Origin of the sequence: Brachybacterium ginsengisoli (assembly GCF_002407065.1) — a bacterium.
In the GTDB taxonomy this organism is placed as follows: domain Bacteria; phylum Actinomycetota; class Actinomycetes; order Actinomycetales; family Dermabacteraceae; genus Brachybacterium; species Brachybacterium ginsengisoli.
The window spans coordinates 247335-272256 of sequence record NZ_CP023564.1; the positions used below are offsets into that span (position 1 = coordinate 247335).

The 24922-nt window shown below is 72.9% G+C and carries 19 protein-coding genes; 12 read left to right on the forward strand and 7 right to left on the reverse strand.

Annotated elements, in window-relative coordinates:
- Positions 1-126 precede the first annotated feature (126 nt).
- Genes CFK41_RS01160 through CFK41_RS01170 form a run of 3 tightly spaced genes read left to right on the forward strand, consistent with a single transcriptional unit; the run spans position 127 to position 3330 of the window.
- Entirely contained in the window at positions 127-1005 is an 879-nt protein-coding gene (locus tag CFK41_RS01160) for a carbohydrate ABC transporter permease (RefSeq protein ID WP_151904629.1), read from the forward strand.
- Positions 1002-1934, forward strand: a complete 933-nt coding sequence (locus CFK41_RS01165; protein WP_096798018.1) for a carbohydrate ABC transporter permease — start codon at positions 1002-1004, stop codon at positions 1932-1934. Before CFK41_RS01160 ends, CFK41_RS01165 begins: the two co-directional genes overlap by 4 nt.
- A gap of 40 nt (positions 1935-1974) precedes the next feature.
- Positions 1975-3330 (forward strand): ABC transporter substrate-binding protein, encoded by a 1356-nt coding sequence (locus CFK41_RS01170; RefSeq protein WP_096798019.1) that lies wholly within the window; start codon positions 1975-1977, stop codon positions 3328-3330.
- 236 nt (positions 3331-3566) lie between these two features.
- Here CFK41_RS01170 and CFK41_RS01175 read toward each other — a convergent pair whose 3' ends face one another.
- Positions 3567-5588, reverse strand: coding sequence for a glycogen debranching N-terminal domain-containing protein (locus CFK41_RS01175; RefSeq protein ID WP_096798020.1), 2022 nt, complete (start codon positions 5586-5588; stop codon positions 3567-3569).
- An 80-nt stretch (positions 5589-5668) separates the two neighbouring features.
- Entirely contained in the window at positions 5669-7156 is a 1488-nt protein-coding gene (locus CFK41_RS01180; protein WP_096798021.1) for an FGGY-family carbohydrate kinase, read from the reverse strand.
- 341 nt (positions 7157-7497) lie between these two features.
- Here CFK41_RS01180 and CFK41_RS01185 point away from each other — a divergent pair, with 341 nt between their 5' ends.
- The 4 genes from CFK41_RS01185 (at position 7498) to CFK41_RS01200 (ending at position 12105) form a co-directional block, all read left to right on the forward strand.
- Positions 7498-8451, forward strand: coding sequence for a sugar-binding transcriptional regulator (locus tag CFK41_RS01185; RefSeq protein WP_096798022.1), 954 nt, complete (start codon positions 7498-7500; stop codon positions 8449-8451).
- A 252-nt stretch (positions 8452-8703) separates the two neighbouring features.
- Complete coding sequence (locus CFK41_RS01190; RefSeq protein WP_096798023.1) at positions 8704-9792, forward strand: zinc-binding dehydrogenase; 1089 nt, start codon at positions 8704-8706, stop codon at positions 9790-9792.
- Between the two features lie 80 nt (positions 9793-9872).
- On the forward strand, positions 9873-11228 hold the full coding sequence (locus CFK41_RS01195; RefSeq protein ID WP_096798024.1) for an MFS transporter: 1356 nt from the start codon (positions 9873-9875) through the stop codon (positions 11226-11228).
- A gap of 91 nt (positions 11229-11319) precedes the next feature.
- Positions 11320-12105 carry an SDR family oxidoreductase gene (locus tag CFK41_RS01200; protein WP_096798025.1) on the forward strand — a complete coding sequence of 262 codons (786 nt, stop codon included), beginning with the start codon at positions 11320-11322 and terminating at the stop codon, positions 12103-12105.
- A gap of 31 nt (positions 12106-12136) precedes the next feature.
- On the opposite strand, the gene CFK41_RS01205 is transcribed toward CFK41_RS01200, so the two are convergent.
- The 5 genes from CFK41_RS01205 to CFK41_RS01225 all read right to left on the reverse strand — a co-directional run bounded on the left by CFK41_RS01205 (position 12137) and on the right by CFK41_RS01225 (position 18142).
- On the reverse strand, positions 12137-13507 hold the full coding sequence (locus CFK41_RS01205; protein WP_096798026.1) for an MFS transporter: 1371 nt from the start codon (positions 13505-13507) through the stop codon (positions 12137-12139).
- Positions 13508-13715: 208 nt separating this feature from the next.
- A complete protein-coding gene (locus CFK41_RS01210) occupies positions 13716-14207 on the reverse strand; it encodes an NUDIX domain-containing protein (RefSeq protein ID WP_096798027.1) in 492 nt (163 codons plus the stop codon).
- Positions 14208-14234: 27 nt separating this feature from the next.
- Positions 14235-15959, reverse strand: a complete 1725-nt coding sequence (locus CFK41_RS01215; RefSeq protein ID WP_096798028.1) for a 5-oxoprolinase subunit B/C family protein — start codon at positions 15957-15959, stop codon at positions 14235-14237.
- Entirely contained in the window at positions 15956-16723 is a 768-nt protein-coding gene (locus CFK41_RS01220) for a LamB/YcsF family protein (RefSeq protein WP_096798029.1), read from the reverse strand. The genes CFK41_RS01215 and CFK41_RS01220 overlap by 4 nt, the downstream gene beginning before the upstream one ends.
- Before the next feature lie 60 nt (positions 16724-16783).
- A complete protein-coding gene (locus tag CFK41_RS01225) occupies positions 16784-18142 on the reverse strand; it encodes an NtaA/DmoA family FMN-dependent monooxygenase (protein ID WP_096798030.1) in 1359 nt (452 codons plus the stop codon).
- 239 nt (positions 18143-18381) lie between these two features.
- Between CFK41_RS01225 and CFK41_RS01230 the strand changes: the two genes are divergently transcribed.
- The 5 genes from CFK41_RS01230 to CFK41_RS01250 are packed head-to-tail and all read left to right on the forward strand — an operon-like array spanning position 18382 to position 24910.
- Positions 18382-20043 carry an ABC transporter substrate-binding protein gene (locus CFK41_RS01230; RefSeq protein ID WP_227873157.1) on the forward strand — a complete coding sequence of 554 codons (1662 nt, stop codon included), beginning with the start codon at positions 18382-18384 and terminating at the stop codon, positions 20041-20043.
- 1 nt (position 20044) lies between these two features.
- Positions 20045-21091: an ABC transporter permease gene (locus CFK41_RS01235; protein WP_227873158.1), complete on the forward strand. Its 1047-nt coding sequence runs from the start codon at positions 20045-20047 to the stop codon at positions 21089-21091.
- Complete coding sequence (locus tag CFK41_RS01240; protein WP_096798032.1) at positions 21088-21978, forward strand: ABC transporter permease; 891 nt, start codon at positions 21088-21090, stop codon at positions 21976-21978. The genes CFK41_RS01235 and CFK41_RS01240 overlap by 4 nt, the downstream gene beginning before the upstream one ends.
- Entirely contained in the window at positions 21975-23633 is a 1659-nt protein-coding gene (locus CFK41_RS01245; protein ID WP_096798033.1) for a dipeptide ABC transporter ATP-binding protein, read from the forward strand. Before CFK41_RS01240 ends, CFK41_RS01245 begins: the two co-directional genes overlap by 4 nt.
- Positions 23630-24910, forward strand: coding sequence for an acyl-CoA dehydrogenase family protein (locus CFK41_RS01250; protein WP_096798034.1), 1281 nt, complete (start codon positions 23630-23632; stop codon positions 24908-24910). Before CFK41_RS01245 ends, CFK41_RS01250 begins: the two co-directional genes overlap by 4 nt.
- The last annotated feature ends 12 nt before the right edge of the window (positions 24911-24922 follow it).

Genomic DNA, 24922 nt, shown 5'->3' on the forward strand with positions numbered 1-24922 from the left:
CCGCTCTGACCGAATGAGCTCCTCATGACCGACTCCTCGAGAACGGTCCCGGGCACCGCCGCCCCGGGGACCGGTTCTCCGCTGCCCCCCGGACGCACGGGTCCCGCGGTGCGCAGACGGCGCGGCATGAGCCGCCGCGCACGCCGCGACGCCCTCGTGTTCCTGGCCTTCGCCACCCCGAACCTCGTGCTCATCGCGATGTTCACCTACCGCCCGCTGATCCTGAACATCCAGTACTCGATGCTGGACTGGACCCTCGGCTCCCGCAGCGCGAGCTTCATCGGGCTGGGGAACTACCTCGAGTTCTTCACCTCCGACGAGGGCCTGGAGAGCCTGCGGATCACCGCGATCTTCACCCTCCTCACGGTGGGCGGGGCGATGGTGCTGGGCCTGCTGATCGCCCTGGCGCTGAACATCGACATCCCCGGTCGTACCGTCGCACGCTCAGCTGTTTTCGCGCCGTACGTGCTCTCGGGTGTGGGCGTGGGCCTGGTGTGGCTGTTCATCTTCGACCCGAACTTCGGGGTGCTCGCCTGGATCCTGCGGCAGCTGGGGCTGGGGAGCCCGCAGTGGTTCCTGGATCCGGACATGTCGCTGGTGATGGTGATCGTCGTGTACGTCTGGAAGAACCTCGGCTACTGCGCGATCGTCTACCTGGGCGGGCTGCAGTCGCTCTCGCAGGACGTCATGCAGGCCGCGCAGATCGACGGGGCGGGCGCGGTGCGCCGCTTCTTCAGCATCGCCCTGCCGCTGCTCTCGCCCACCACTTTCTTCCTGCTGATCACCACCACGCTGAACAGCCTCCAGGCCTTCGACCTGCTGCGGATCATGACGCCCACCGGGCGCGGCACGAACACGATGATCTTCGAGTCCTACCTGCAGGCGTTCGGCGGCTACTCGCGCGCCGGCTACTCCGCCACGATCTCGGTGCTGCTGTTCGTGATCCTCCTGGTCATGACCGTCGCGCAGATCCTCTTCGTCGAGAAGAAGGTGCACTACTCATGAGCGCCCCCACCCGACCCACCGGGACCGGCGCCGGCCGCGGCGCCGAGGATGCCGAGCGCCCCGTCGTTCGCCGTCGGGACAACGGTCCCTTCTCCCGCCAGAACCTCTGGGCCACCCTCACCGGCGGCTACCTCCCGCTGGTGCTCGCCACGCTCGTGATGGTGCTGCCGCTGCTGTGGATGATGGTCAGCTCCCTCAAGGCGCCCCAGGAGATCCTCTCCACCTCGCTGGTGGTGCTGCCCGCAGAGCCCTCGCTGGCCAACTACGAGCGGGCCTGGAACTCGGTCCCCATCCCGCGGTTCTTCCTGAACTCGGTGATCGTCACGAGCATCGGCGCGAGCATCAAGGTGCTGCTGGCGATCTTCACCGCCTATGCGCTGGTGTTCGTGCGCTTCCCCTTCAAACGCGTCATCTTCGTGCTGATCCTGGTGGCGCTCATGGTCCCGCCGCAGGTCTCGATCCTGCCCAACTACGTGCTGATCGCGGGTCTCGGAGGGGTGAACACCTACTGGGGGATCATCCTGCCGGGGCTCGGCACCGCCTTCGGCACCTTCCTGCTGCGACAGTTCTTCCTCACCATCCCGCCCACCATGCTCGAGGCGGCGGAGCTGGACGGTGCCGGGCATCTGCGCACCCTCTTCTCGGTGGTCGTGCCGATCTCGGTGCCGACGGTCGCGACCGTCGCCCTGGTCACGATCGTCACCGAGTGGAACGACTACATCTGGCCCCTCATCATCACCTCCGAGGCCAGCCGGATGACCCTCCCGGTGGGCCTGACGGCGCTGAGCAACTCCGAGGGCAACACCGGCTCGGGCTGGGGCATCCTCATGGCCGGCACGGTGCTGGTCATCGCTCCCGTCCTCCTCGTCTTCGCGATGCTGCAGCGGCACATCGTCTCCGGCCTCACCCAAGGCAGCGTGACCGGCTGACGCGCCCGCGTCCGCCCCACCACCCGAAAGGAACCGTCCCATGACCAGCTCGCTCCACCTTCCCCCGCGATTCGGCCGACGCTCCCTGCTCGGCCTCGGTGCGCTCGGCGCCGGGGCGATGGGTCTCGCCGCCTGCGGCGGGCCCGAGATCGGCGGCGGTGACGGCGGCGGGGGCGCCTCGGAGGAGGCCGACGTCGACTTCTCCGGCGTCGACCCCGCGAAGAAGATCGACTTCTGGACCAGCCACCCCGGCGGATCCCAGGAGGTCGAGGCCACCCTCATCAAGGGCTTCACCGAGGAGACCGGCATCGAGGTCAACCAGGTGACCGCCGGCTCGAACTACGAGGAGATCGCCCAGAAGTTCCAGACCGCGCAGGCCGCGAACTCGGGCCTGCCCGCCGTGGTGGTCCTCTCGGACGTGTGGTGGTTCCGCTACTTCATCAACGGGAACATCATCCCGATCGACACCCTCGTCGAGCAGCTCGAGATCGACCTGTCCGACTACCGCGACTCGCTCGTGCAGGACTACCAGTACGACGACCACCAGTGGGCGCTGCCCTACGGCCGCTCGACGCCGCTGTTCTACTACAACAAGGAGCACTTCGCGGACGCGGGCCTGCCCGACCAGTCCCCGGAGACCTGGGAGGAGTTCGCCGAGTGGGCGCCGAAGCTCACCCAGGGCGAGACCGCGTACATGTACCCCGACCTCGCCGGCTACGCGGGCTGGACCCTGCAGAACCTGCTGTGGGGCCAGAACGCCGCGTGGTCGGACGAGTGGGACATCACCTGCAACTCGAAGGAGGCCGTCACGGCCCTCCAGTGGGTCCAGGACTCCGTGTTCTCCGACGGCTGGGCGCAGGTCGCCTCGAGCGACTCGGCGGACACCTTCGCCGCCGGCGTGTGCTCGACGACCATCGCCTCGACCGGCTCGCTCGTGGGCGTGCTCGAGTCCTCCTCCTTCGACGTGGGCGTGGGCTTCCTGCCCGGCGGCACGGCCGACGGGCCCGTGTGTCCCACCGGCGGCGCTGGCCTGGGCATCCCCGCGGCGATCAGCAAGGAGGAGCAGCTGGCCGGCGCCATGCTCATCGAGTACATGGGTCGTCCCGAGAGCACGGTCGCCTTCTCCGCGGCGACCGGCTACATGCCGGTGCGCAAGAGCGCGGACCTCACCGAGCTGGTGAAGAAGACCCCGCAGATCCAGACCGCGGTGGACCAGCTCGAGGTCACCCGTCCCCAGGACTTCGCCCGCGTCTTCCTCCCCGGTGCGGACCAGGAGATGGCGAAGTCGATCGCCGAGATCGTCACCGCCGAGGGTGACGTCCAGGAGGCGATGGACGGGCTCAAGGAGACCCTCGAGGGCATCTACACCAAGGAGATCGAGCCGAAGCTGTCCTGAGGCGGGGGAGGGAGGCGCGGCGAGGCGGGGCGGGGCTCGTCCGAGCTCGCCCCACCTTTGTCCCGGGCACCTCACCTGCGTTCCGGGCACGCGATTGTGCGCTCTGCTTCCCCACTCGGAAGCACAGCGCACAATCGCGTCACCGCGGGGCCGGGTGACGTCGCGGGACCCGGTGACACCGCGGGGCCGGGTGGCGCCGCGGGGCCGGGTGGCGCCGTGGGGCGTCCTCGCGCGGGTCAGAGCGCGCCGAGCGCCTGGGCGAGAGGGACGGCTGCGGCGGCGGCCCAGGCCTGGGGTCGGCAGGAGGCCGGGTAGGGCACGGGTCGGATCGCCGTCGCGGCGTCCTCTCCGCTGAAGAGCTCCGGCAGGCGCTGGTCGAACCCCTCGGCCGCCCGCAGCAGGCCGCGGGCCAGCACCCGCGCCTGCTCCTCGAAGCCGCTGCGGAGCATGCCCCGCAGGACCATCGCGGTGTCGTGGGTCCACACGCTGCCCGCGTGATACCGCAGCGGCCCGTAGCCCCCGTTCGTGGTGGACAGCGTGCGGATCCCGTAGCCGGAGAGCGTGCTGGGGTGCAGGAGGCGGTCCACCACGATCTGCTCCTGCGCGGCATCGAGCAGACCGGTCCCGAGCAGGTGCCCCATGTTCGAGGCGACGCCGTCCACCGGTCGCTTGCCCCCGTCCAGGGCGAGGGCGATGAACGGTCCCAGCTCGTCCTCGCACCAGAAGGCGTCGTGGAACCGATCCCGCAGTCGCTGCGCCCAGGCGCGCAGCCGGGAGGGGAGGTCGGTGGGCGGTGCGGCTGCCGCGTTCGGCGCCTCGACGGTTCCGGCGTCCCCGAGCGTCCGCTCGAGCAGGTCGGCGGCGTGGAGGGCGGCGGCGTAGGCGTAGCCCTGCACCTCGGCCGGGGCGATCGTGCCCTCGGCGAGGGTGCCGTCTGCGAAGCGGATCGAGTCCCCGGAGTCCTTCCATCCCTGGTTGGCGAGCCCGTGCCCGGACTCGTCGATGTACTCGAGCAGTCCGTCGCCGTCGGCATCGGCGTGCTCGAGCAGCCAGGTGGCCGTCCCCTCGAGCGCGGGCCGCAGCTCGGCGAGCACCTCGTCGGGCAGCCCTGCCTGCCGCGCCTCGTGGAGCAGCTCGATCCACAGCGGCGTCGCATCGATCGTCCCGAAGTAGACCGGGGGCAGGTGCGCATCCGCCATCTCCATGCCCGCCGCGCGCACCTCGTGAAGGATCTTGCCCGGCTGCTCCGCGGTGACCGGGTCGGTCGCGGTGCCCTGGCGCCGGGCGAGGGTGCGCAGGGTGGTCTCAGCGGTCCGCGGGTCCACCGGCAGGGCGAGCGAGGCGGCGATCAGCGAGTCGCGGCCGAACAGGGTGAAGAACCAGGGCGCGCCGGCGGCGAAGAACGCCTGGTCGGGGTCCCCGGGGACCTCCAGGCGCAGCGCGTCGAGGTCCGCGAGGGAGCGCTCGAGCAGCCGACCGACGGCGCGGGCCTCGGGGGAGGAGACGGAGGATGCGGTCGATGCCGGGATCCCCGCCGGACTCGCCGCGACGAAGGGCACGGCGGGATCGCCGAGGGAGAGCCGCCAGGAGTCGGCGGCCTCTCCGCGCGGGGGCACCTCGAGCACCAGGCTCCAGGTCACCACGGCCCCGGCCACCTGCAGCTCGTCGGCCCCGTCGCCGAGCTCGAGGCGCGCCGCGCCGCCGTCGGCCCCGATCGCCCAGCGTGCCCCGGTGCCCGCCGGTGCGGCGTCCGGGCGCGGGTCCGTCGAGGTGGCGAGCAGCCCCGGATCCTTCACCTCGGACATCGACGCCCCGTCGGTGACGAGACCGAGGCGCAGGCGGAGGCTCCGGGGCTCGTCGGCGTCCGAGACGAGGCGCAGCTCCTCGGAGATCCCGTCGGCGTCGGCGCGCCGGGTGCGGCGCAGCGTGAGCTGGGGGTCGCCCGATCCGTCGGTCCGCGAGACCACGTCGCGGAACTCGACCTCCCGCGCCGAGCGCACCTGGGTGCTCAGCGGCGTGAGCACCGCGCCGTCCGGTGTGCAGCGCATCGTGGAGACCACGCGGGTGTCGCCGACGTAGACGCCCTCAGCGCCCTGGCCGGTGATCGCGCCGTCGCTCTGCGACCAGGCCTGCACGGGGGCGTGGAACACCCCGGCGAGGTCATGGACGAACGGCTGGTGGACCTGCACCGGGCGCTCGGTGCCGAGTCCCGGCGGGGTGGCGTGCGGAGCGGGCCGAGGGGTGGTCGCGGCGGGCATCGGGTCCTCCGTTCCCGGCGCAGGTCGTCCTCGCCGGTGGTCGTGCGGGTCGGCGGGGGGGGGGGCGTGCCCGCGGCGTCTCAGCCCTGCTGCATCCGGGCCAGGGCGTGGGCGATGTCGCGGGTGGCGGGGTAGAGCTCGCGGTACAGGCGGTACAGCTCGTCGTAGCGCTCGCGACGCGACGGGTCGGGGACCACGAGGTGGTCCGCCGGATTCCAGGCGGAGGTGTCCAGGCCGTGCGCGAGCTCGGCGGCCAGGCGCGCCCCGCCGTAGGAGGCGCCGACGGTGCTGCGCGGGATCTGCTGGCTGAGCCCGGTGACGTCGGAGACGATCTGCGGCCAGAGGTCGCGGCCCGCACCGCCGCCCACGGCGATCGCGCGCTCGACGGGCAGGCCGGAGGCCTCGAGGGTCTCCAGATGGTGGCGCACGCCGTACGCCGCGGCCTCGAGCGCCGCGCGGTACAGGTCCCCGCGGGTGTGGTCGAGGGTCAGCCCGGCCACCACGCCGCGGGCCGACGGGTCCGCGATGGGGGAGCGCTCGCCGGCGAAGTAGGGGAGCATCACCAGGCCGTGGGCCCCGGGAGGGCTCTGCTCCGCCTCGGCCACGAGGGCAGTGAAGTCGTGCTCGCCGGTGAGATCGCGCAGCCAGCCGGTGATCGCGCCGGAGGCGGCCATGCCGCCGGCGAGGCTGTAGGTGCCCTCGGCGGTGCCCGAGGTGGGCCAGAGGGTGCGGCTCGCGACCGGCTCGTCGGTGGTGGCGATGAGGAAGGTGGTGGTCCCGTACATGAGCATCAGGTCCCCGGGGCGGGTGGCGCCCACGCTGACGGCCTCGGTCCAGGCGTCGATCGACCCGCTGATCACCGGGATCCCGGCCGGCAGGGCGGGGAGCTCGGCCGCGAGGGCGGGGGTCACGGTGCCGGCCGCCTCGCCCATCCAGGTCAGTCGCGGCAGCTCGAGACCGGGGGCGACGTGCTCGGGCCAGTCCGCGTGCCAGTCCTGGCGCCGCAGGCTGTACAGGGGGACGGACTGGCTGGCGCTGGTGCGGTCCAGGACGTACTCGCCGGTGAGCCGGTGCGCCAGGAAGGACGCCGGCATGAACAGGCGGCGGGCCCGGGCGTAGACCTCGGGCTCCTTCTCGAGCACCCAGCGCACCTTCGGCCCGGCGGCCTGCGAAGTGAGCAGGGCGCCGCAGTGCGCGAGGATCTCCTCCTTGCCGAGCACGCGGGTGATCTGCTCGATCTGCTGCTCGGCCCGGGTGTCGACGCCGTAGAGGATCGCGGGGCGCACCGGGGTGCCGTGCTCGTCGGTCAGCAGGACGCACGGCCCCATCCCGGAGACGCCGACGGCGGTGACCTCGACGTCGCCGGGGTCCGTGAGCTCGCGGGTGATCGAGAGGAACTCGCTCCACCAGATCTCGGCGTCCATCTCCACATGCCCGGGGGAGGGGCGCTGCACCTCGTGCTCCCGCACGGTGCTGCGCAGGATCTCGCCGTCGAGGCCCACCAGCACGCCCTTCGTGCTCGCGGTGCCGATGTCGACGCCGAGAACCGCGTCCGTCCGTGCTGCCATGTCGTCGTCCGTCCTCCTGATCCGCCGTGCTCCGGGCTCGCACCGGCGGCGTGGTGGGGCGTCCCTGGACCGCGCCGTCCGGATCCCCGCCCAGCCGACTCGCTGCAGGCGCTGCCGGGATCGCATGTGCCGACCTATCCTGCCACCGACGGCCGTGGGATCGGCCGAAGGACAGCCCCTTCCGCGCCGCTGCGTGGGGAGTTGCTCGCTGGACAGAAGTGCGGAACTATTGTTCCGAGGTGGCGACGGCAGCCTCCCCGCTCCGCTCCCGGGCGTCGGGTCCGTGCTGTGGTCACCGCGGCCCGATGGCGAGCCCGACCAGGAAGCGGAGGTGGAGCCCCGTGCTCGAGACCTCGATGGACCTCCATCAGCTGCATCGTGCGGCATCTGCGTACTACCTCGACGGCCTGCGCCAAGCCGAGGTGGCGGACAGGATCGGCGTCTCCCGCCCGTCCGTGAGCAAGCTGCTGGCCGAGGCGCGGCGGATCGGCATGGTCCGCTTCGACGTGCTCGACGTCCCCACCGTCGACCTCACCGAGCTCGCCGGGCGCCTGCGGGAGCTGCTCGGCGTGGACTCGGTGCGGATCGCCCCCGGTGACCAGGTCCAGCGCGACTTCCGCGGCATCGGCGACCTGCTCGCGGTGGAGCTGGCCGAGCTCGCGATCGGTGCGGGGGAGGTGGTGCTGGTGTCCTCCGGCAAGACCATCCACGCTGTCACCGGCATGGGCGGCATGCCCCGGATGCCGGGCGCGTTCATCGTCCCCATCGTCGGCGGGCAGCAGGAGCCGGACCCGTCCTTCCAGACCAACGAGACCGTGCGCCGCCTCGCGGACCGCACCGGCGCCCAGCCCCGCTTCCTCTTCGCCCCGGCGCGGACCAGCCCCACCCTGTGGGCCTCGTTGCAGGCCGACCCCGGATTCCGCTCCGTGGTGGACCTGTGGGACGGCGCGCGCGCCGCCATCGTGGGCATCGGCGGCCCGTACCGCGACCGCACCAGCCTCACCTCGGTGGTGCCGCGCGGCGAGCCGGCGCTCGCGAGCGCCGCGGGGGACATCTGCCTGCACTTCTTCGACGCCGACGGCGCCACGCTCGGCTTCCCCGGCTCCGAGTTCCTGGTGCGCCCGTCGCTCGAGACCCTGCGCGCGATCCCCTCGACGATCGCGCTCGCCGCGGGCCGCGAGAAGGTCGCCTCGATCCGCGCCGGCGCCCGGGCCCGCCTGTTCACGACGCTGATCACCGACGTGCCGACGGCCGAGGCCGTGCTCGCCGAGGCGGGCGTCCCGCTGCCCTCCTGACCCTGCCGGGCACCCGGTGGCGCGGCAGGACGGCCCCGTCGGCCGCCCTGCCGGCGAGGATCCTGCGCGCACCAGGCCGGAACATTTGTTCTTGACGAATGTTCGCGCCTCGCCTAGGGTCGATGCCGACGGGTGGCCCGACGAGGTGTCGACGACATGTCCGGTGACCGCCCACCGGCCCCGCTCCCGGCGTGGCGCCGCTTCTCTCAGCCGGGATCGCCTCCCGGAACGTATCGAAGGAGATGTGTCGAGATGACCGAGATCCCGCAGACGATGCAGGCCGTCGTCATGCATGCCCCGGAGGACTACCGCCTCGAGGAGCGCCCAGTCCCGACCCCCGCCGCCGACGAGCTGCTGTTGCGCGTGGAGGCCACCGGCGTCTGCGCGAGCGACCTGAAGGCCTACGCCGGAGCCGCCAAGTTCTGGGGCGACGAGAACCGCCCGCGCTGGGTCCAGCCGGGCATCATCCCCGGTCACGAGATCACCGGCGAAGTGGTCCAGGGATCGGAGGCGGCGCTGACGAAGCACGGCGTCTCCGTCGGCGACCGCATCGTCGTGGAGCAGATCGTGCCCTGCGAGGAGTGCATGTACTGCAAGCGCGGCTGGTACTGGATGTGCGACCCGCACGACATGTTCGGCTTCAAGCAGTACAACGGCGGCATGGCGGAGTACATGATCGTGCCGCCGCTGGCCCGTGCGCACCGCATCTCCAAGGACATCGCCCCGCAGCACGCCGCCTACGCCGAGCCGCTCTCCTGCTCGCTGCACGCGGTCGAGCGCGCGGAGATCCTCTTCGAGGACGTGGTGGTCATCGCGGGCGCCGGCCCCATCGGTCTCGGCGCGACCATCGGCGCCGCCCACAAGACCCCCAGGCTGCTCGTGGTCCTCGACTTCGACGACGCGAAGCTCGAGCTCGCCCGCAAGTGCGGCGCGGACCTCACCCTGAACCCCTCGAAGGTGGACGTCTTCCAGGAGATCCGCGACCTCACCGGCGGCTACGGGGCCGATGTCTACATCGAGTGCACCGGCCACCCGAGCGCCGTGCCGCAGGGCCTGAACCTGCTGCGCAAGCTCGGCCGCTTCGTGGAGTACTCCGTGTTCAAGGAGAACGTCTCCGTGGACTGGTCGATCATCTCCGACGACAAGGAGCTCGACGTGCGCGGCGCGCACCTGGGCCCCCACACCTGGCCCGGCGCCATCAAGATCATCGAGAAGGGCGAGCTCCCGCTCGAGGACATCTGCACCCACCAGTTCGGCCTCGCCGACTTCCAGAAGGCGCTCGACGCCGTCGCCGACTCCGCCGGCTCCTCCGTCAAGGTCTCGATCGTCCCGGGCCTCTGACCACCAGCGGGACGGCCGGCCGCGCCCCGGGCCCGTCGGCCGTCCCCGCCCCTCGTCTCCCCGCACACAGGAGTGCAGACATGAGCACCGCTTCACCCTCGACCGCCGACGGCACGGCCGTCCCCTCCGCCGGGTCCTCCCAGGAGACCCGCCTGGACCGCCTCGGCATCCCCCACGCCCTGCGCTGGGGCTTCCTCGGCGTCCTCGTCTTCATGACCGGCAACGGCGTGGAGACCAACTTCGTCTCCCCGCACATGGCCGAGGTGTTCGGCGGCGGGGACGCGATGATCAACCTCGCCGCCACCGTCATCACCTTCTACTCCCTGGCGGCGCTGATCGGCTCCTACCTCGCCGGCGCGCTCTCGGACCTCTGGGGCCCCCGCCGGGTGATGCTGCTCGGCGTGATCGTCTGGGTGGTGTTCCAGGCGGCCTTCCTCGGCGCGCTGTCCACCGAGTCGGTGCCGCTGATCTTCGCCGCCTACACGCTGCGCGGCTTCGGCTTCCCGCTGTTCGCCTTCTCGTTCCTGGTGTGGATCAACGCCGTGGTCCCCAAGGAGCGCAACGGCGCGGCCGTGGGCTGGTTCTACGTGATGTTCACCGGCGGCATGCCCACCATCGGCTCGCTCGTCGCGATCGGCATGATCCCCGCCTTCGGCGGCAGCTTCTTCGGCGAGCGGTGGGCCATGGCCGCCTCCACCGCGATCGTGGTGGCAGGCTTCCTCATCGCCCGGTTCGGGGTGCGCGAGGCGCACGGCGACCGGCGCCTGGCCCCCGAGGGCGAGAGCTCCTCGCAGGTGATCCTCTCCGGCGTGCGGCTCGCCCTGACCAACAAGCGCGTGATGATGGGCTTCCTGACCCGCCTGATCAACACCGCCCCGCAGTTCGGCATGTTCATCATCCTGCCCACCGTGATCGCCGAGACCCTCGGCTGGGGGCAGTCCCGCTGGCTGCTCATGACCTCGGTGATCTTCGCCGGGAACATCCTGTTCAACGCCGCCTTCGGTGCGCTCGGCGACCGCTTCGGCTGGACCGCGACGGTGCGCTGGTTCGGCATCGTCGGCTCGGCGATCGGCCTGCTGCTGTGGTGGTACGTGCCGCACTGGGTGCCGGCCGGCTCCGACTGGGGCTTCGTCGTCTCCGTCGTCGCGGGCACCGTCTTCGGCATCCTGCTGGCGGGCTTCGTGCCGCTCGGCGCGATCATGCCGGCGCTGGCCCCGAACCACAAGGGCGCCGCGATGGCCATGTACACCACCGCCGCGGGCGGTGCGACCTTCCTCGGCTCGGCCGTGGTCGCCCTCGTCCGCCCCTGGGGCGGGAACGTGGGCGTGGTGTGGGCGTTCGTGGTCCTCTACGGCCTGGCCTTCCTCATGACCTTCGCGCTGAAGGTCGACCAGCCGCGGCTCGGCAAGAAGGACCTCGCCGCCGCCGAGGCCTGATCTCCCCGTCCCGACCCACCCCTCTGCACCGATCTTCCCTCCCGCGACGCGCCGCCCGGCGTGCTCGCCGATCTCCGAGAAGGAGCCCGACATGACACAGAGCATCTCCCCCCTCTTCGACCTCACCGGACGCACCGCGCTGGTCACCGGCGGCGCGAAGGGCCTGGGCCTCGCGATGGCCCGCGGCCTGGCCGACCACGGCGCCGCCATCGTCCTCGCCGACATCGACGACGAGACCGGCGAGCACGCCGCCGAGGAGCTCGCCGCCGCGACCGGCGTCTCCGTCTCCTACCGCCACCTCGACGTCACCGACCAGACGATGGTCGAGGAGGTCGTCGCCGCGATCGACGAGGAGACCGGCGGGATCGAGATCCTGCTGAACAACGCCGGCCGCACCATCCACCACCCCCTCGAGGACGGGGACGGCGAGAAGTGGCGCGCGGTGATGAGCCTGAACCTCGACGGCGTCTACCACGTGCTCTCCGCGGTGGGCCGGCGCATGCTCGAGCGCGGGCACGGCAGCATCATCAACACCGGCTCCATGAGCGGCATCATCGCCAACGTCCCGCAGACCCAGGCGTCGTACAACGCCTCCAAGGCCGCGGTCCACAACCTCACCCGCAGCGCGGCGCTGGAGTGGGCCGAGCGTGGCGTGCGCGTCAACGCGATCGCCCCGGGGTACATGCGCACCGAGCTGACCCGCGGCTTCTACGAGGCCGGCGGCGCCCAGATCGACCAGTGGAACCTCATGACCCCGATGAGCCGCCCCGGCGAGCCCGAGGAGCTGGCCGGCGCGGCCGTGTACCTCGCCTCGGACGCGAGCAGCTTCGTCACCGGCTCGATCCTGTCCATCGACGGCGGCTACACCGCCGCCTGAGCCGCTGTGCGCGGCAGGTCCCGTCTCGCGGCTACTCCGCGAGCGACCTGCCGCGCTGCTCGGGCAGCGTGAACGCCGCGGCCGCGGCCAGCAGGAAGCAGACCGAGAAGACGGCGAAGACGACCATCTGGTCTCCCACGGCCAGCAGGACGGGCACCAGGAACGGGGCCGCCATCGAGGCGATGCGCCCGAACGCCGCGGCCGCGCCGGTGCCGGTGCCGCGCACGCGGGTGGGGTAGAGCTCCGGCCCGATCGCGTACAGCGCGCCCCAGGCGCCGAGGTTGAAGAAGCTCAGCGCGCAGCCGGCCGCGATGATCGCCCACTCGGTCTCCGAGAGGCCGTAGAAGGACGCGGCCACCGCCGAGCCGGTGAGGAAGACGGTGAGGGTCCAGCGACGCCCGAACACCTCGATCAGCCAGGCCGCGGCCGCGTAGCCGGGGATCTGGGCGAGGGTGATGATGAGCGTGAAGGCGAAGGAGCGGGTGAGGTCGAAGCCGCGGTCCACCAGCAGCGTGGGGATCCAGATGAACGCGCCGTAGTAGGAGAGGTTGATGCAGAACCACACCGCCCACAGCCCGGCGGTGCGGGCCCGCAGCGGCCTGGACCAGATCCCGCCGGTGGTCTCGACCGGATCGGCCTCGGCGATCTCGTCGGAGCGGATCTGGTGGGCCGCGTCGGCGTCGATCCCGGCGGAGGCCTCGAAGCTGCGCACCACCTGCTCCGCCTCCTCGGTGCGGCCCTTCTTCTCCAGGAAGCGGACCGACTCGGGCATGCCCCAGCGGATCACGAGGGAGTAGATCGCGGGCACGAGGCCGAGCGCGAGCGCCCAGCGCCAGCCCGTCGGCCCGGAGGCGGCGATGAAGGTGCCGATCAGGGCGGCGAGGATCCAGCCCAGCGCCCAGAACGCCTCGAGCCAGACCACCACGCGGCCCCGGATCCGCGCCGGGGCGAACTCGCTCATCAGGGTGGAGGCGACGGGCAGCTCGGCGCCGAGCCCGAGGCCCACCACGAAGCGCAGCGCGATCAGGGCGCCCACGCCCATCGCGAGCGCGGAGGCGCCGGTGGCCAGGCCGTAGATCAGCAGGGTGAGCGCGAAGACGGAGCGGCGGCCGATGCGGTCGGCCAGCAGGCCGCCCACGCTGGCACCGATCGCCATGCCGGCGAACCCGGCGGAGGCGATGAGCGAGCCGTCCCCCTTGCTCAGCTCCCAGTGGACGCTGAGCGCGGCGATGACGAAGGAGATCAGGCCCACGTCCATCGCGTCGAGCGCCCAGCCGATGCCGGAGGCGCCGAGGAGCTTGCCGTGCTTGCGGGTGAAGGGGAGGCGATCCAGGCGCTGGGACCGGGTCGGCGCGGCGACGACGGTGCTCGGGGCCGGGGAGGAGGAGGCCGAGGGGTTCATGCATGTCTCCGTCGACGGGGAATCGGGCTGGGGCACATCATGGCCCATCCCCGAGGGGAATCCTGCGGCCCCGATCACAGGGGAGCGCCGCCCGGCGTGACCTGCGGGCACGGCCCTCCTGGTCGGAGTGAGAAAAAGGCCGAGGTCTCAGATGCGTCTCGGATTCGCCCGGGCGCGTCCGGACTCCCGGGTCAGGGCTTCCGGGGCGTCAGGGCCGTGGGTGGGCGACCAGGTCCACCTCGGCCTCGCCGCGGAGCACCGCGAGCGCCCGCCGCGCACGGGCGGCGCCCCAGGGGGAGAGCAGGTGTGCCTCCGACTCGGGGATCAGCGCCCAGTCGTCGAGCTCGGCGGCCTGCGGGACCACCTTCGCCTCCAGCTCGGCCCGCGGGATCACCCCGGCGTCGAAGAGGAAGTGCACGCCCATCGGGGCGCTGCGCACGGCGCTCGCGGGCAGCCAGTCGACGGCGAGCAGCCGCCCCACCTCGAGGTCGAGGCCGAGCTCCTCGAGCACCTCCCGCTGGGCGCACTGCCGGGCGTCCTCGCCCGCGTCGACCCCGCCGCCGGGCAGCAGCCAGTGGTCGCGGTAGTTCGGCTTCTCGATGACCAGATGGTCGTGCTCGTCCCGCAGGATCACGGCGCCCGAGGTGATGGCCTTGGGCAGGGAGGCGAAGTAGGCGGGCTCCGGGAGCAGGCGAGGCATGGGGCCATCGTGTCATGGGGTCACCTGTCACGGCACGAGCACGAACCGCAGCCCCGTCCCGGCCCCCGCCTGCGCCAGGCGGTCCAGCCCGGTGCGGGTCACCACGGCGATCACCGGATAGCCGCCGGTGGTGGGATGGTCCGGGCCGAACACCACGGGGAGCCCGGAGGGCGGCACCTGGATCGCGCCCGGCACCATCGGCTCGCTCGGCAGGGTGGCGGAGCCCGACGGGACGGTGAGCGGCTCGCCATCCAGCCGCACCCCCACCCGGTTCGAGTCCGGGCGCACCCGCCAGGGGGTGGCCAGCAGCTGGTCGAGGGCGGGCGCCCCCAGCAGGGCGTCCCGCGGGCCGGCGTGCAGGGGGATCTCGAGCGGATCCGTCGCGGTCGAGGAGTCTCCAGCGGGAGGGGGCTCGCGAGCAGGGATCGGGACCGGCACGGCGTCCAGGCCCGTCGTGGGGCCGACGACCAGCAGGTCCCCGGCCGTCAGCGCCGCCGGACCCAGGGCGGAGAGCGTGTCGCGCGAGCGGGAGCCGAGCACGGGGAGCGTGCCGGAGGTGCCGAGCAGGCCGCCGCGCACGGCCAGGACCAGGCGCAGCCCGTCGGTCACAGGGCCCACCTCGAGCAGGTCCCCGGGGTCCAGGGCGAGCGGCAGCTCGTGGCTCGCCTGCGGGTCGAGGTCGCGGTCGGCGCCCTCCTCGTCGGCGCGGTGCAGCGCGATCGGGGCGCGGGCCCCGGAGACGGCGAGCACGATCGGCGCGAGGGCGCGCAGCTGCAGCCCTCCGGCGAGGGCCTCGAGCACGGCGGCCCCGGAGGGGTTGCCCACCGCGAGATCCGCCCGCAGCATCGCGCCCTGATCGAAGGCGCCGGAGCGGCTCACCCCGCTCGCGGCCCGGCCCGGGCGGCCGCCGTCCTCCAGCAGGGCGAGGGGGCCGGGGGAGAGGATCTCCAGGGCGGGCCGTGCCGTCGTGGGGGAGCTGTTCTCCGGCTCCGCCGGGCGGCGTCGGACTCGGCGCCCGACGGCGGGCACGGGGATCCTCGCGCTCGCCCGCTGCGGGGTGAAGCGCACCCGGGTGCCGGGCGTGAGCAGGGCGGGCGGCTCCCGGTCGGCGTCGAACAGCGCGGCGTCGCTGCGGCCGATCAGCTGCCAGCCGCCGGGGGAGGGGCGGGGGTAGATCCCGCAGTACCGGGAGGCGAGGCCGACGGCGCCTGCGGGCACGGTGGTGCGGGGCTCGGCGCGGCGCGGCACCTCCCACGGCGTGCCGACGGGGGCGGCGCCTGCGTCAGCGCCGCCGTCGGCCCCAGGAGCCGGCTCCGGCAGCAGGTAGGCGAAGCCGGGGGCGAAGCCGCCGAAGGCCGCGGTCCAGAGGGTCCCGCTGTGCGCGGAGATCAGTGCCCCGGTGCTCATGCCCAGCAGTTCGGCGACCTCGGCGAGATCCTCCCCGTCGTAGACGACGTCGATGCTCACCTCGTCGCCCGCTCCGGCCTGCCCGGCGGAGGCCGGGAGATCCCGCAGCAGGGCCGCGAAGTCCGGCAGATCCCGGGCCGCGCTCCCCACCAGCAGCAGCGTGCGCTCGGCAGGGACCAGGTCGATCAGATGCGCCGGGTCGAGCTCGCGCACCGCGGCCGCCGCGGCGAGGACCTCGGCGGTGCCGGGGTACTGGGCCAGCAGCGCGCTCTCCCCGGCGCGGTGCACGGCCGAGGGCGGATCGAGCCGGGCCGGGCGAGCCGGGCGGCCGGGAGCCTCACTCACAGCGCGGCCCCGAGCACCACACCGGCCTCCTCGAGGCGGGCGTGGACCGTGCGGGCGAGCTCCACCGCTCCGGGGGTGTCCCCGTGCAGGCACAGCGACCGCACCGGCAGATCCACCCAGCTGCCGTCGGCCGCCCGCACCCCCTGCTGCGTCGCGATCGACAGCGCCTGCGCCGCGACCGCCGCGGGATCCGTCAGCACCGCCCCCGGGAGGGTGCGCGGGGTGAGCGTGCCGTCGGCGCGGTAGGCGCGGTCGGCGAAGCCCTCGAGGACCACCTCGAGCCCGGCTTCCCGGGCGGGCTCCACGACCGCGGCGCCGGGGGCGGCCACCAGCGGCAGTCCCTCGAGCTGACACAGCGCCTCGACCACGGCGGCGGCCTGGCCCGCGTGGTGGGCGAGGGCGTTGTAGAGGGCGCCGTGCGGCTTCACGCCCCGCACGCTCGTCCCCTCGGCGCGTGCCATCGCCTGCAGCGCCCCGACCTGCACGATCACCTCGTCGGTGAGATCCGCGGGGGCCATGTCGAGGAAGCGTCGGCCGAAGCCTGCACGGTCCGGGTAGGCGACGTGCGCCGTGATCGCCACGCCGCGGGCGGCGGCCGCCCGGGTCGCCGCGCGCATCGTCCGGGCGTCGCCCGCGTGGCCGCCGCAGGCGATGTTCGCGGTGGTCACCACCTCGAGCATCGCGGCGTCGTCGCCCATCGACCAGTCGCCGTAGCCCTCTCCGAGGTCGGCGTTGAGATCGAGCAGCGGCTGCGGGGCGGTCATGGGGGATCGGCTCCTTGGTCCGGGCGGTGCGTCCCGACCATTGTCAGCCCTGCGGGGCGGTCAGACCCCGCGCCCGTGGAACGCACCGCGGTGCGCGGCGGCCGGGTGCTCCTCGGGCAGCCGGTCCGTGCCGGTCAGGCGCGCGCGCAGCGTCGAGCCCTGCTCGGGCAGGCGACCGCGCTCACGCAGGATCGGGGAGACCAGCTCGGCGAAGTCGCGCACCGTGTCGAAGGAGTGGTACTGGCGCAGGTTGATGCCGTCGATCCCGTCCACGTCCAGCCAGTGCTCGATCGCGTCGGCCACCACCTCGGGCGTGCCCGCCACGAAGAACCGGTCCTGCCAGGCCTCGTCCACCGCGTCCAGCAGATCGCCGACCGTCTCGTGCGCGCCCTTGCGCCCCACGGGGGTGTCCGGCGGGAGGCCCTCGACCTCGAGCGCCTCGGCGATGGTCCGATCGCGCGGATGATCCAGGGCGCGGATCGGGACCGACTGGTGCACCAGCATCCCCTCGGTGGAGCGATGCTCCAGGTACTGGGCGAGCTTCGCGTCGACCTCCTCCTGGGTGGGGGCGGTGATCACGGCGGCCTGCACCACGAACTTCGGGTCCGACGGGTTCCGGCCCGCCTCCTCGGCGGCGGCGCGCACCGCCGGGACGGTCCGCTCCAGCAGCGGGCCGTGGGTGAACACCAGCTCCGCGTGGCGGCCCGCGCGCAGCGCACCGGCCGGGGAGGCGGTGGCGAGGATCAGGGTGGGCGTGCGCTGCAGGGACGGCTCGGACAGATGCGGCCCGGCGACCGAGAAGTGCTCCCCCTGGTGGTCGATGCGGTGCACCTTCTCCGGATCGGTGTACACGTTCCCCTCGGCGTTCCGCACCACGGCCCCCTCGTCCCAGGAGCCCTCCCACAGCTTGTAGAGCACCTCGAGGTATTCGTCGGCGATCTCGTAGCGGTGGTCGTGCTCGATCTCCTCCGCGAGACCGAAGTTCCGCGCCGCATTGGGGAGGTACGAGGTGACGATGTTCCAGCCCACGCGGCCCTTCGTGAGGTGGTCCAGGGTGGACATGCGCCGCGCGAAGGCGAACGGCGGCTCGTAGCTGGTGGAGAAGGTGATGCCGAAGCCGAGGCGCTCGGTGACGGCGGCCATCGCCGGGACCACGAGCATCGGGTCGTTGTTCGGGATCTGCAGCCCCTCGCGCAGCGCGGTCTCGGCGGAGCCGCCGTAGACGTCGTACGCGCCCACCACGTCGGCGATGAAGATCGCCGTGAACCCGCCCTCCTCCGCGATGCGCGCGAGCTCCGTCCAGTACTCGAGGTCCGTGTAGCGGTGGCGGTTGTTGTCCGGCAGCCGCCACAGCCCGTGCGTGATGTGGCCGACGCAGTTCATCTCGAAGAGGTTCAGGATCAGGGGCTTGGGAGCCATGGGTCGTCCGTTCGGCCGGGGGAGGTGGTCCTGGAACCCTCACGCCCAGCGGCCGCTTCGCGCACCTCCCGTGAACTCCGATGACGGCGGATGGCCCCACGGGCCCCGTCGCGCCCCGCACGGGAGGGCGGATGTCATCGCCGTTTACGTGCCGTCACGGTGCTAGGTGCAGCTTGGGGCAGTCCCTAGTGTTTCCGAGGTCCGGGATCCGCCGGACGTCCCCGGAAGAAGGAGGCCCCGTGCGCCGACGATCCCTCATGACCGGCCTCGCCGCCGCTGGCGCGGGCTCCGTGCTGGGCGCCTGCGGGAGCACGGGCGCGTCGCCGGCCGCGGATCTCCCGGCCGGCACCCGGGAGGGCGGCGAGCTCGTCTTCGCGACCGACCGCGAGCCCACCTGCCTGGACCCGCACAACAGCGGGGACATGCCCCAGACCTACATCTCCCGCCAGTACCTCGACTCGCTCGTGTCGATGCGGCCCGACGGCAGCGTGGTGCCGTGGCTGGCGAGCTCGTGGGAGATCTCCGAGGATGGGCTGGTCTACGACTTCACCCTCCAGGAGGGGGTGCGCTTCACCGACGGCGAGGTGCTCGACGCCGACGCGGTGGTCGCGAACTTCGAGCAGATCATGGATCCCGAGACCCAGTCCTCCACCGCGCTGCTCTATCTCTCGCCGTACTTCGTCTCCGCCGAATCGGTCTCCGACCTCGTGGTGCGCGTGACGCTCAAGCGCCCCTACTCCCCGCTGCTCACCGTCCTGGCGCAGGCGTTCTTCGGCATCGAGTCGCCGAAGGCGATGGCGCGCGGGCTGGCGGAGAACTGCGAGGCGCCCGTGGGGACCGGGCCCTTCAAAATCCTCGAGTGGCGGCGCAACCAGGAGGTGGTCATGGTGCGCAACGAGGACCACAATTCCGCCCCGGCCGATGCGAAGCATCAGGGACCCGCCTACGCGGAGCGGCTCATCTGGCGCTTCCTCAAGGACAACACCGCCCGCTACGGCGCGCTCGCCTCCGGGAAGGTGCACGCGATCTTCAACCTCCCGCCCGAGTCCGTGCCCACCGCGACGGCCGACGACCGGATCGAGACGCAGGACTTCGTGCACTCCTGCGTGCCCTATGCACTGGACCTCAACACCACCCATCCGGCGCTCGCCGACCTCCGCGTGCGCCGCGCCCTCGTGCACGCCGCGGACGCACCGGGGATCGTCACCAGCGCCTATGCCGGGGTGTTCCCCTATGAGGGCAACGCGATCTCGACCGGCACCCCGTTCTACGACGAGGCCTACCACCAGCCCTACCCCTACGACGAGGCCCGCGCGAACGCGCTGCTGGACGAGGCGGGCTGGACCGCGCGCGACGAGGCCGGGTACCGCACCCGCGACGGGGAACGCCTCACCCTGCGCCTGCCCTACGCCTCCGACCCCGGCGAGACGCCTCCGGCGGACCTCACCATCCTCCAGAACTTCCAGGCCATGGAGCTCCGGGTCGGGGTGGACGTGCAGCTGATCCCCACCGACGCCGCCTCCCTCACGGCGATCCGCCGCGACAGGACCGCCTTCGACATCCGCGCCGGCTACTGGAACAGCCCCACGGCCGGGGTCATGTACATCAAGTTCTCGCAGGAGACGTACGAGATCGACAACGGCCAGAACGTCTCCTACGCCTTCGACGAGGAGCTGGACCAGACCCTCCTCGAGGCCGCCGCCACCACCGACGCCGACCGGCAGCAGGAGCTCTACACCCGTGCCCAGAAGCTGCTGACCGAGCAGGCCTGGCACATCCCGCTCTACCCGATCCAGACCCGGCTCGCGATCCGCGCCGACCTCGTCTCGGACATCTGGATCGAACCCAGCGAGGGCGAGCCGGTCCTCCACGACGCCTACCTGATCCGGGACGGACTCTGAGATGACCGCGACGACGACACCCGCCGACACCCCGGCCGCCCCCGAGGTGCCCGACGCACTCTCCCCCCGGGAGGCTCCCGCCGCCCCGGAGGGACGACGCGCCCGCCCCCTGCTGCGCCGGATCCTGACCACCATCGCCTCCTCTCTCCTGCTGCTGTGGGCGGTGGCGACGATCGTGTTCTTCCTCCAGCACATGGTGCCCGGGGACCCGGCGCTGACCATCCTCGGCGGCGCCTCCGCGAACCCGCCCGAGGAGACCCTCGAGGCGGTGCGCGAGCAGTACGGCTTCGACCAGCCCGTGCTGGTCCAGTACGGCCACTTCCTCGCCGGGCTCGCCGTGCTGGACCTCGGCGAGTCCTACACCATGAAGCAGTCCGTGGTCTCGATCGTCGCCGAGCAGATCGCCCCCACGCTGCAGCTCACCGGGGCCGCGCTGCTGATCGCCTGGGCGATCGCGATCGCCCTGACCCTCGCCACCGCCGGGCGCCCCGGCCGCTGGGGCCGCCTCGGCTCCGCGATCGAGGTCGTCCTCGCCGCGCTGCCCCACTTCTGGCTGGGCGTGGTGCTGCTGGTGGTCTTCGCGGTGGTCCTGCAGTGGCTGCCCGTGGTCGACGACGGCCCGGCCGGGCTGATCCTGCCCGCGCTCACCCTCGGGATCCCGCTGGGAGGCTTCCTCGCCCAGGTCACCCGTGACGAGTTCGACGTCGCCCTGCGCCAGCCCTTCGTGCTCTCCGCCCTCTCCCGCGGCGCCCGCCCCGGGGACGTGAGATGGCGCCAGGTGCTGCGCCACGCCGCCCTTCCCGGGATCGCCCTCTCCGGCTGGGGCCTCGGCTCCCTCATCTCCGGAGCGGTGGTGGTCGAGGTGATCTTCTCCCGTCAGGGCATCGGCCAGGTGCTCGTCGCCGCCGTCACCGCCCAGGACCTGCCGCTCGTGATCGGGGTGACCTTCGTGGTCGCCGCCGTCTACGTGGTCGCCAACATCCTCAGCGACCTCGCCTCCGTGCTCGTCGACCCCCGCCTCCGCCACTCGATCGGACGTGCCGCATGACCACCCTCGCCCCTCCCGCCGCCCCGGTCGCCGAGCCCGAGGCCGCCCCCGTCCCCCGCCCCTCCCGCCGGGCCCCGGCACCCGGCCGGATCGGCCTCGTGGCCGCCGGCGCCGTGGTTGGCGCGGTCGTCCTCGCGGCCCTGCTCCCGGACCTGCTGGCCCCGCAGGACCCGCTGGAGATCAGCCTCTCGGAGAGCTTCGCCCCGCCCAGCGCCGAGCACGTCTTCGGCACCGACCAGTCCGGCCGCGACGTGTTCAGCCGCGTTATCCACGGCGCCCGCCAGTCGCTCGTGATCGGGATCGGCGCGACCGGGATCGGCCTCGCCGGCGCCCTCGTGCTGGGGCTGCTGGGCGGACTCGGCGGTCGGATCGCCGACGGCGCCGTGACCCGCGTGATCGAGGTCCTCTACGCCTTCCCCGGCATTCTGCTCGCCCTGATCCTCATCGCCGTCTACGGCAACAGCGCCCTCACCCAGATGGTCGCCGTCGGCCTCGCGACAATGCCGGGCTACGCCCGCATGGTGCGCGGCCAGCTGCTCGTGGTGCGCGGCAGCGCCTACGTCGAGGCGGCCCGCGCCCTCGGCCACCCGCCGCTGCGGATCCTGGTCCGCACCATCCTCCCCAACGCCTTCCGTCCCCTGACGGTGCTGGTCACCCTGGGCGTGGGCCAGGCCATCGTGTGGGCTGCGGCGCTGGGCTTCCTGGGCATGGGCGTGCAGCCGCCCACCGCGGAATGGGGAGCGATGCTCAACGCCGGACGCACCTACATCCAGCAGGCCTGGTGGATGGACTTCTTCCCCGGCATCACCATCGTGGTGTTCACCCTGTCGCTGACCGTCCTGGGCCGACGGCTGCAGCGCGCGACCGATGCAGGAGCCCTGCGATGACCGACCTGATCACCGCCCGGAACCTCTCCGTCTCCTTCGACGGGCACGAGGTGGTCCACGACGTCTCCTTCTCCCTTGGGCCCGGCACCTGCCTCGGGATCGTCGGGGAGTCCGGCTCGGGGAAGTCCGTGACCGCCCGCAGCCTGCTCGGGCTGAACGGACCCCGCGCCGAGGTCACCGCATCCACCCTCGACGTCGGGGTGGACGTCCTCTCCGCGACCGAGCAGGAGCTCCGCGCCCTGCGCGGCAGCCGCATCGGCTACGTGCTCCAGGACGCGCTGGTCTCGCTGGACCCGCTGCGGAAGGTGGGCACCGAGATCGCCGAGCCGCTGCGAGCCCACGGCGTGCCCCGCTCCCAGCACCCGCAGCGGGTGCAGGACCTCCTCACCTCGGTGAGCGTGCCCGAGCCCGAGCTGCGGGCCCGTCAGCTGCCGAGCGAGCTCTCCGGCGGGCTGCGACAGCGCGCGCTGATCGCGGCGGCCCTCGCCCTGGACCCCGAGGTGCTCATCGCCGACGAGCCCACCACCGCGCTGGATGTCACCGTGCAGTCGCAGATCCTGGAGCTGCTCGAGCAGAACCTCGCCGCCGGCCGCGCCCTGATCCTCATCAGCCACGACCTCTCCGTCGTCGAACGCCTCGCGGACCACGTGCTGGTCATGCACCACGGCCGCGTCGTCGAGGAGGGTCCCACCTCGCAGGTGCTCACCGCCCCGCAGGACCCGTACACGCGGCGCCTGCTGGCCGCGATCCCGTCGGCCGGATCCCGCGGGGAGCGGCTCTCGGACCTGCCGCCCTCCCCGATCACCCTGTCCACCCGCTCCGAGGACGCCCCGCCGCGGGACACGACGGTCCCGGTGCTCACCGCCGACGGTCTGGGCAAGAGCTACCGCGGTCCCGACGGCCGCACCCGCGCGGTCGTCGAGGACGTCTCCTTCTCCCTGCACCCGGGGGAGACCCTCGGCATCGTGGGGGAGTCCGGCTCGGGCAAGTCCACCACCGCCTGGATGGCGCTCGCCCTCACCGAGCCCACCACCGGCGCCGTCGCCCTCGACGGCGAGCCGTGGACGGGGATCCCCGAGCGCCGCCGACGGGCGAGGCGTCGGCGCATCGCGGTGGTGCAGCAGGATCCGCTGTCCTCCTTCGATCCGCGCTGGACCGTGGGCCGCACCATCGCCGACGCCCTCCCGTCGGCCCGGCGCAGAGGTGCCGAGGGCGGACGCTGCGGCGGTGCCGAGGAGCGCACCGAGCGGGTCGCCGAGCTGCTGCGCGCCGTCGGGCTGGATCCGTCCTTCGCCGCCCGGCATCCCCTGACCCTGTCCGGCGGGCAGCGGCAGCGGGCGGCGATCGCCCGCGCGCTGGCCACCGATCCCGAGGTGCTGGTGCTGGACGAGCCGGTCTCCGCCCTGGACGTGTCCGTCCAGGCGCAGGTGCTCGACCTGCTCGCGGATCTCCAGCAGGCGCTCGGCACCGCGTACCTGTTCATCTCGCACGACCTCGGCGTCATCCACCACGTCAGCGACCGCGTGCTGGTGATGCAGCACGGACGGATCGTCGAGTCCGGCACCGCCGACGAGGTGCTGCGCACGCCCCGCCATCCCTACACCCGGCAGCTCGTCGCCGCGCTGCCCCGCCCCGAGCTCGAGGAGATCGCATGATCGCCCCCACCGCCCCCGCAGTCCCCACCGCCCCCGCAGTCGCTTCCCGCTGGGTCCATCCCGCGGCGCCGGACGCCCCCGGCGACTACGCGGCGCTGCGCGAGCGCTTCGCCCCGGTGCTCCAGGAGATCGCCGCCGGCTCCGCCGACCGTGACCGGGAGCGCCGCCTTCCCCATGCGGAGGTGCGGGCGCTCACCGAGGTCGGGTTCACCGCGCTCACCGTCCCGCTCGCGCGCGGCGGCCACGGTGCCGGGATCGAGACCTTCTTCCGCCTGCTCATCGACCTCGGGGAGGCGGATTCGAACCTCCCCCAGCTGCTGCGCGCGCACTTCTCCCACGTCGAGGAGCTGCTGCTGGGGGAGCAGGGGCCCGAGGCCGATCAGCGGCTCGAGTCGATCGCCGCCGGCGCGGTGTTCGGCAACGCCAGCCATGAGCGCAGCACCGCGACGGTCGGCGACCTGAGCACCACCGTGGTCCGCGACGGAGACGGCTATCGGCTGGACGGCGAGAAGCACTACTCCACCGGGTCGCTGTTCGCGGACTGGATCGACGTCTCCGCCCGCACCGAGGACGGCGGGCGGGCCCGTGTCACCGTGCGCGCCGACGCCCCCGGGGTGACCCTGCGCGACGACTGGGACGGCTTCGGCCAGATCCTCACCGGCAGCGGCTCCACGCTCTTCGAGGGCGTGAGCGTCCCCGCCGACCAGGTCCGGGTCCGGCCGAACGGCGGGGACGGCGCCCCCACCACCCAGACCTCCTTCCTCCAGCTCGTGCTGCTCTCCTCGCTCGTGGGCGTGGCGCGGGCCGCCCTGCGCGACGCGGTCGGCTTCGTCCGCTCCCGCACCCGCGTCTACTCCCAGGGCAGCGGCGCCACCGCGGCCCAGGATCCGCTGGTCCAGCAGGTCATCGGCCGGATCTCGGCGCGCGTGGCCGCCGCCGAGGACGCGGTGCTCGCCGCCGCCCGGGCCCTCGAGGTCGCCCGCTCCGCCTCGGAGGATGATCGTGACGCCCGGATCGACGCCGCGGAGCTGCGCACCATCCAGGCGCAGCTCACCGTGGTGCCCGACGTGCTCTCGGTGACCACCGACCTGTTCGAGGTGGGAGGGGCGTCGGCCACCTCGACCTCCCGCGCGCTGGACCGCCACTGGCGCAACGCCCGCACCCTCTCCTCCCACAACCCAGTGATCTACCAGCAGCGGGCCATCGGGGATCGACTGCTGAACGGCACCGACCTGCTGTACTTCTGGTCCACCGGGGAGACTCCGAAGAGCTCCTGAGCGGCGCGGCGG

Bases quoted from the DNA above. Each gene is read 5' to 3' on its own strand.
- CFK41_RS01160 (WP_151904629.1), top strand. From the start codon at position 127: ATGAGCCGCCGCGCACGCCGCGACGCCCTCGTGTTCCTGGCCTTCGCC.
- CFK41_RS01165 (WP_096798018.1), top strand. From the start codon at position 1,002: ATGAGCGCCCCCACCCGACCCACCGGGACCGGCGCCGGCCGCGGCGCC.
- CFK41_RS01170 (WP_096798019.1), top strand. From the start codon at position 1,975: ATGACCAGCTCGCTCCACCTTCCCCCGCGATTCGGCCGACGCTCCCTG.
- CFK41_RS01175 (WP_096798020.1), bottom strand. From the start codon at position 5,588: ATGCCCGCCGCGACCACCCCTCGGCCCGCTCCGCACGCCACCCCGCCG.
- CFK41_RS01180 (WP_096798021.1), bottom strand. From the start codon at position 7,156: ATGGCAGCACGGACGGACGCGGTTCTCGGCGTCGACATCGGCACCGCG.
- CFK41_RS01190 (WP_096798023.1), top strand. From the start codon at position 8,704: ATGACCGAGATCCCGCAGACGATGCAGGCCGTCGTCATGCATGCCCCG.
- CFK41_RS01195 (WP_096798024.1), top strand. From the start codon at position 9,873: ATGAGCACCGCTTCACCCTCGACCGCCGACGGCACGGCCGTCCCCTCC.
- CFK41_RS01200 (WP_096798025.1), top strand. From the start codon at position 11,320: ATGACACAGAGCATCTCCCCCCTCTTCGACCTCACCGGACGCACCGCG.
- CFK41_RS01205 (WP_096798026.1), bottom strand. From the start codon at position 13,507: ATGAACCCCTCGGCCTCCTCCTCCCCGGCCCCGAGCACCGTCGTCGCC.
- CFK41_RS01210 (WP_096798027.1), bottom strand. From the start codon at position 14,207: ATGCCTCGCCTGCTCCCGGAGCCCGCCTACTTCGCCTCCCTGCCCAAG.
- CFK41_RS01220 (WP_096798029.1), bottom strand. From the start codon at position 16,723: ATGACCGCCCCGCAGCCGCTGCTCGATCTCAACGCCGACCTCGGAGAG.
- CFK41_RS01225 (WP_096798030.1), bottom strand. From the start codon at position 18,142: ATGGCTCCCAAGCCCCTGATCCTGAACCTCTTCGAGATGAACTGCGTC.
- CFK41_RS01235 (WP_227873158.1), top strand. From the start codon at position 20,045: ATGACCGCGACGACGACACCCGCCGACACCCCGGCCGCCCCCGAGGTG.
- CFK41_RS01240 (WP_096798032.1), top strand. From the start codon at position 21,088: ATGACCACCCTCGCCCCTCCCGCCGCCCCGGTCGCCGAGCCCGAGGCC.
- CFK41_RS01245 (WP_096798033.1), top strand. From the start codon at position 21,975: ATGACCGACCTGATCACCGCCCGGAACCTCTCCGTCTCCTTCGACGGG.
- CFK41_RS01250 (WP_096798034.1), top strand. From the start codon at position 23,630: ATGATCGCCCCCACCGCCCCCGCAGTCCCCACCGCCCCCGCAGTCGCT.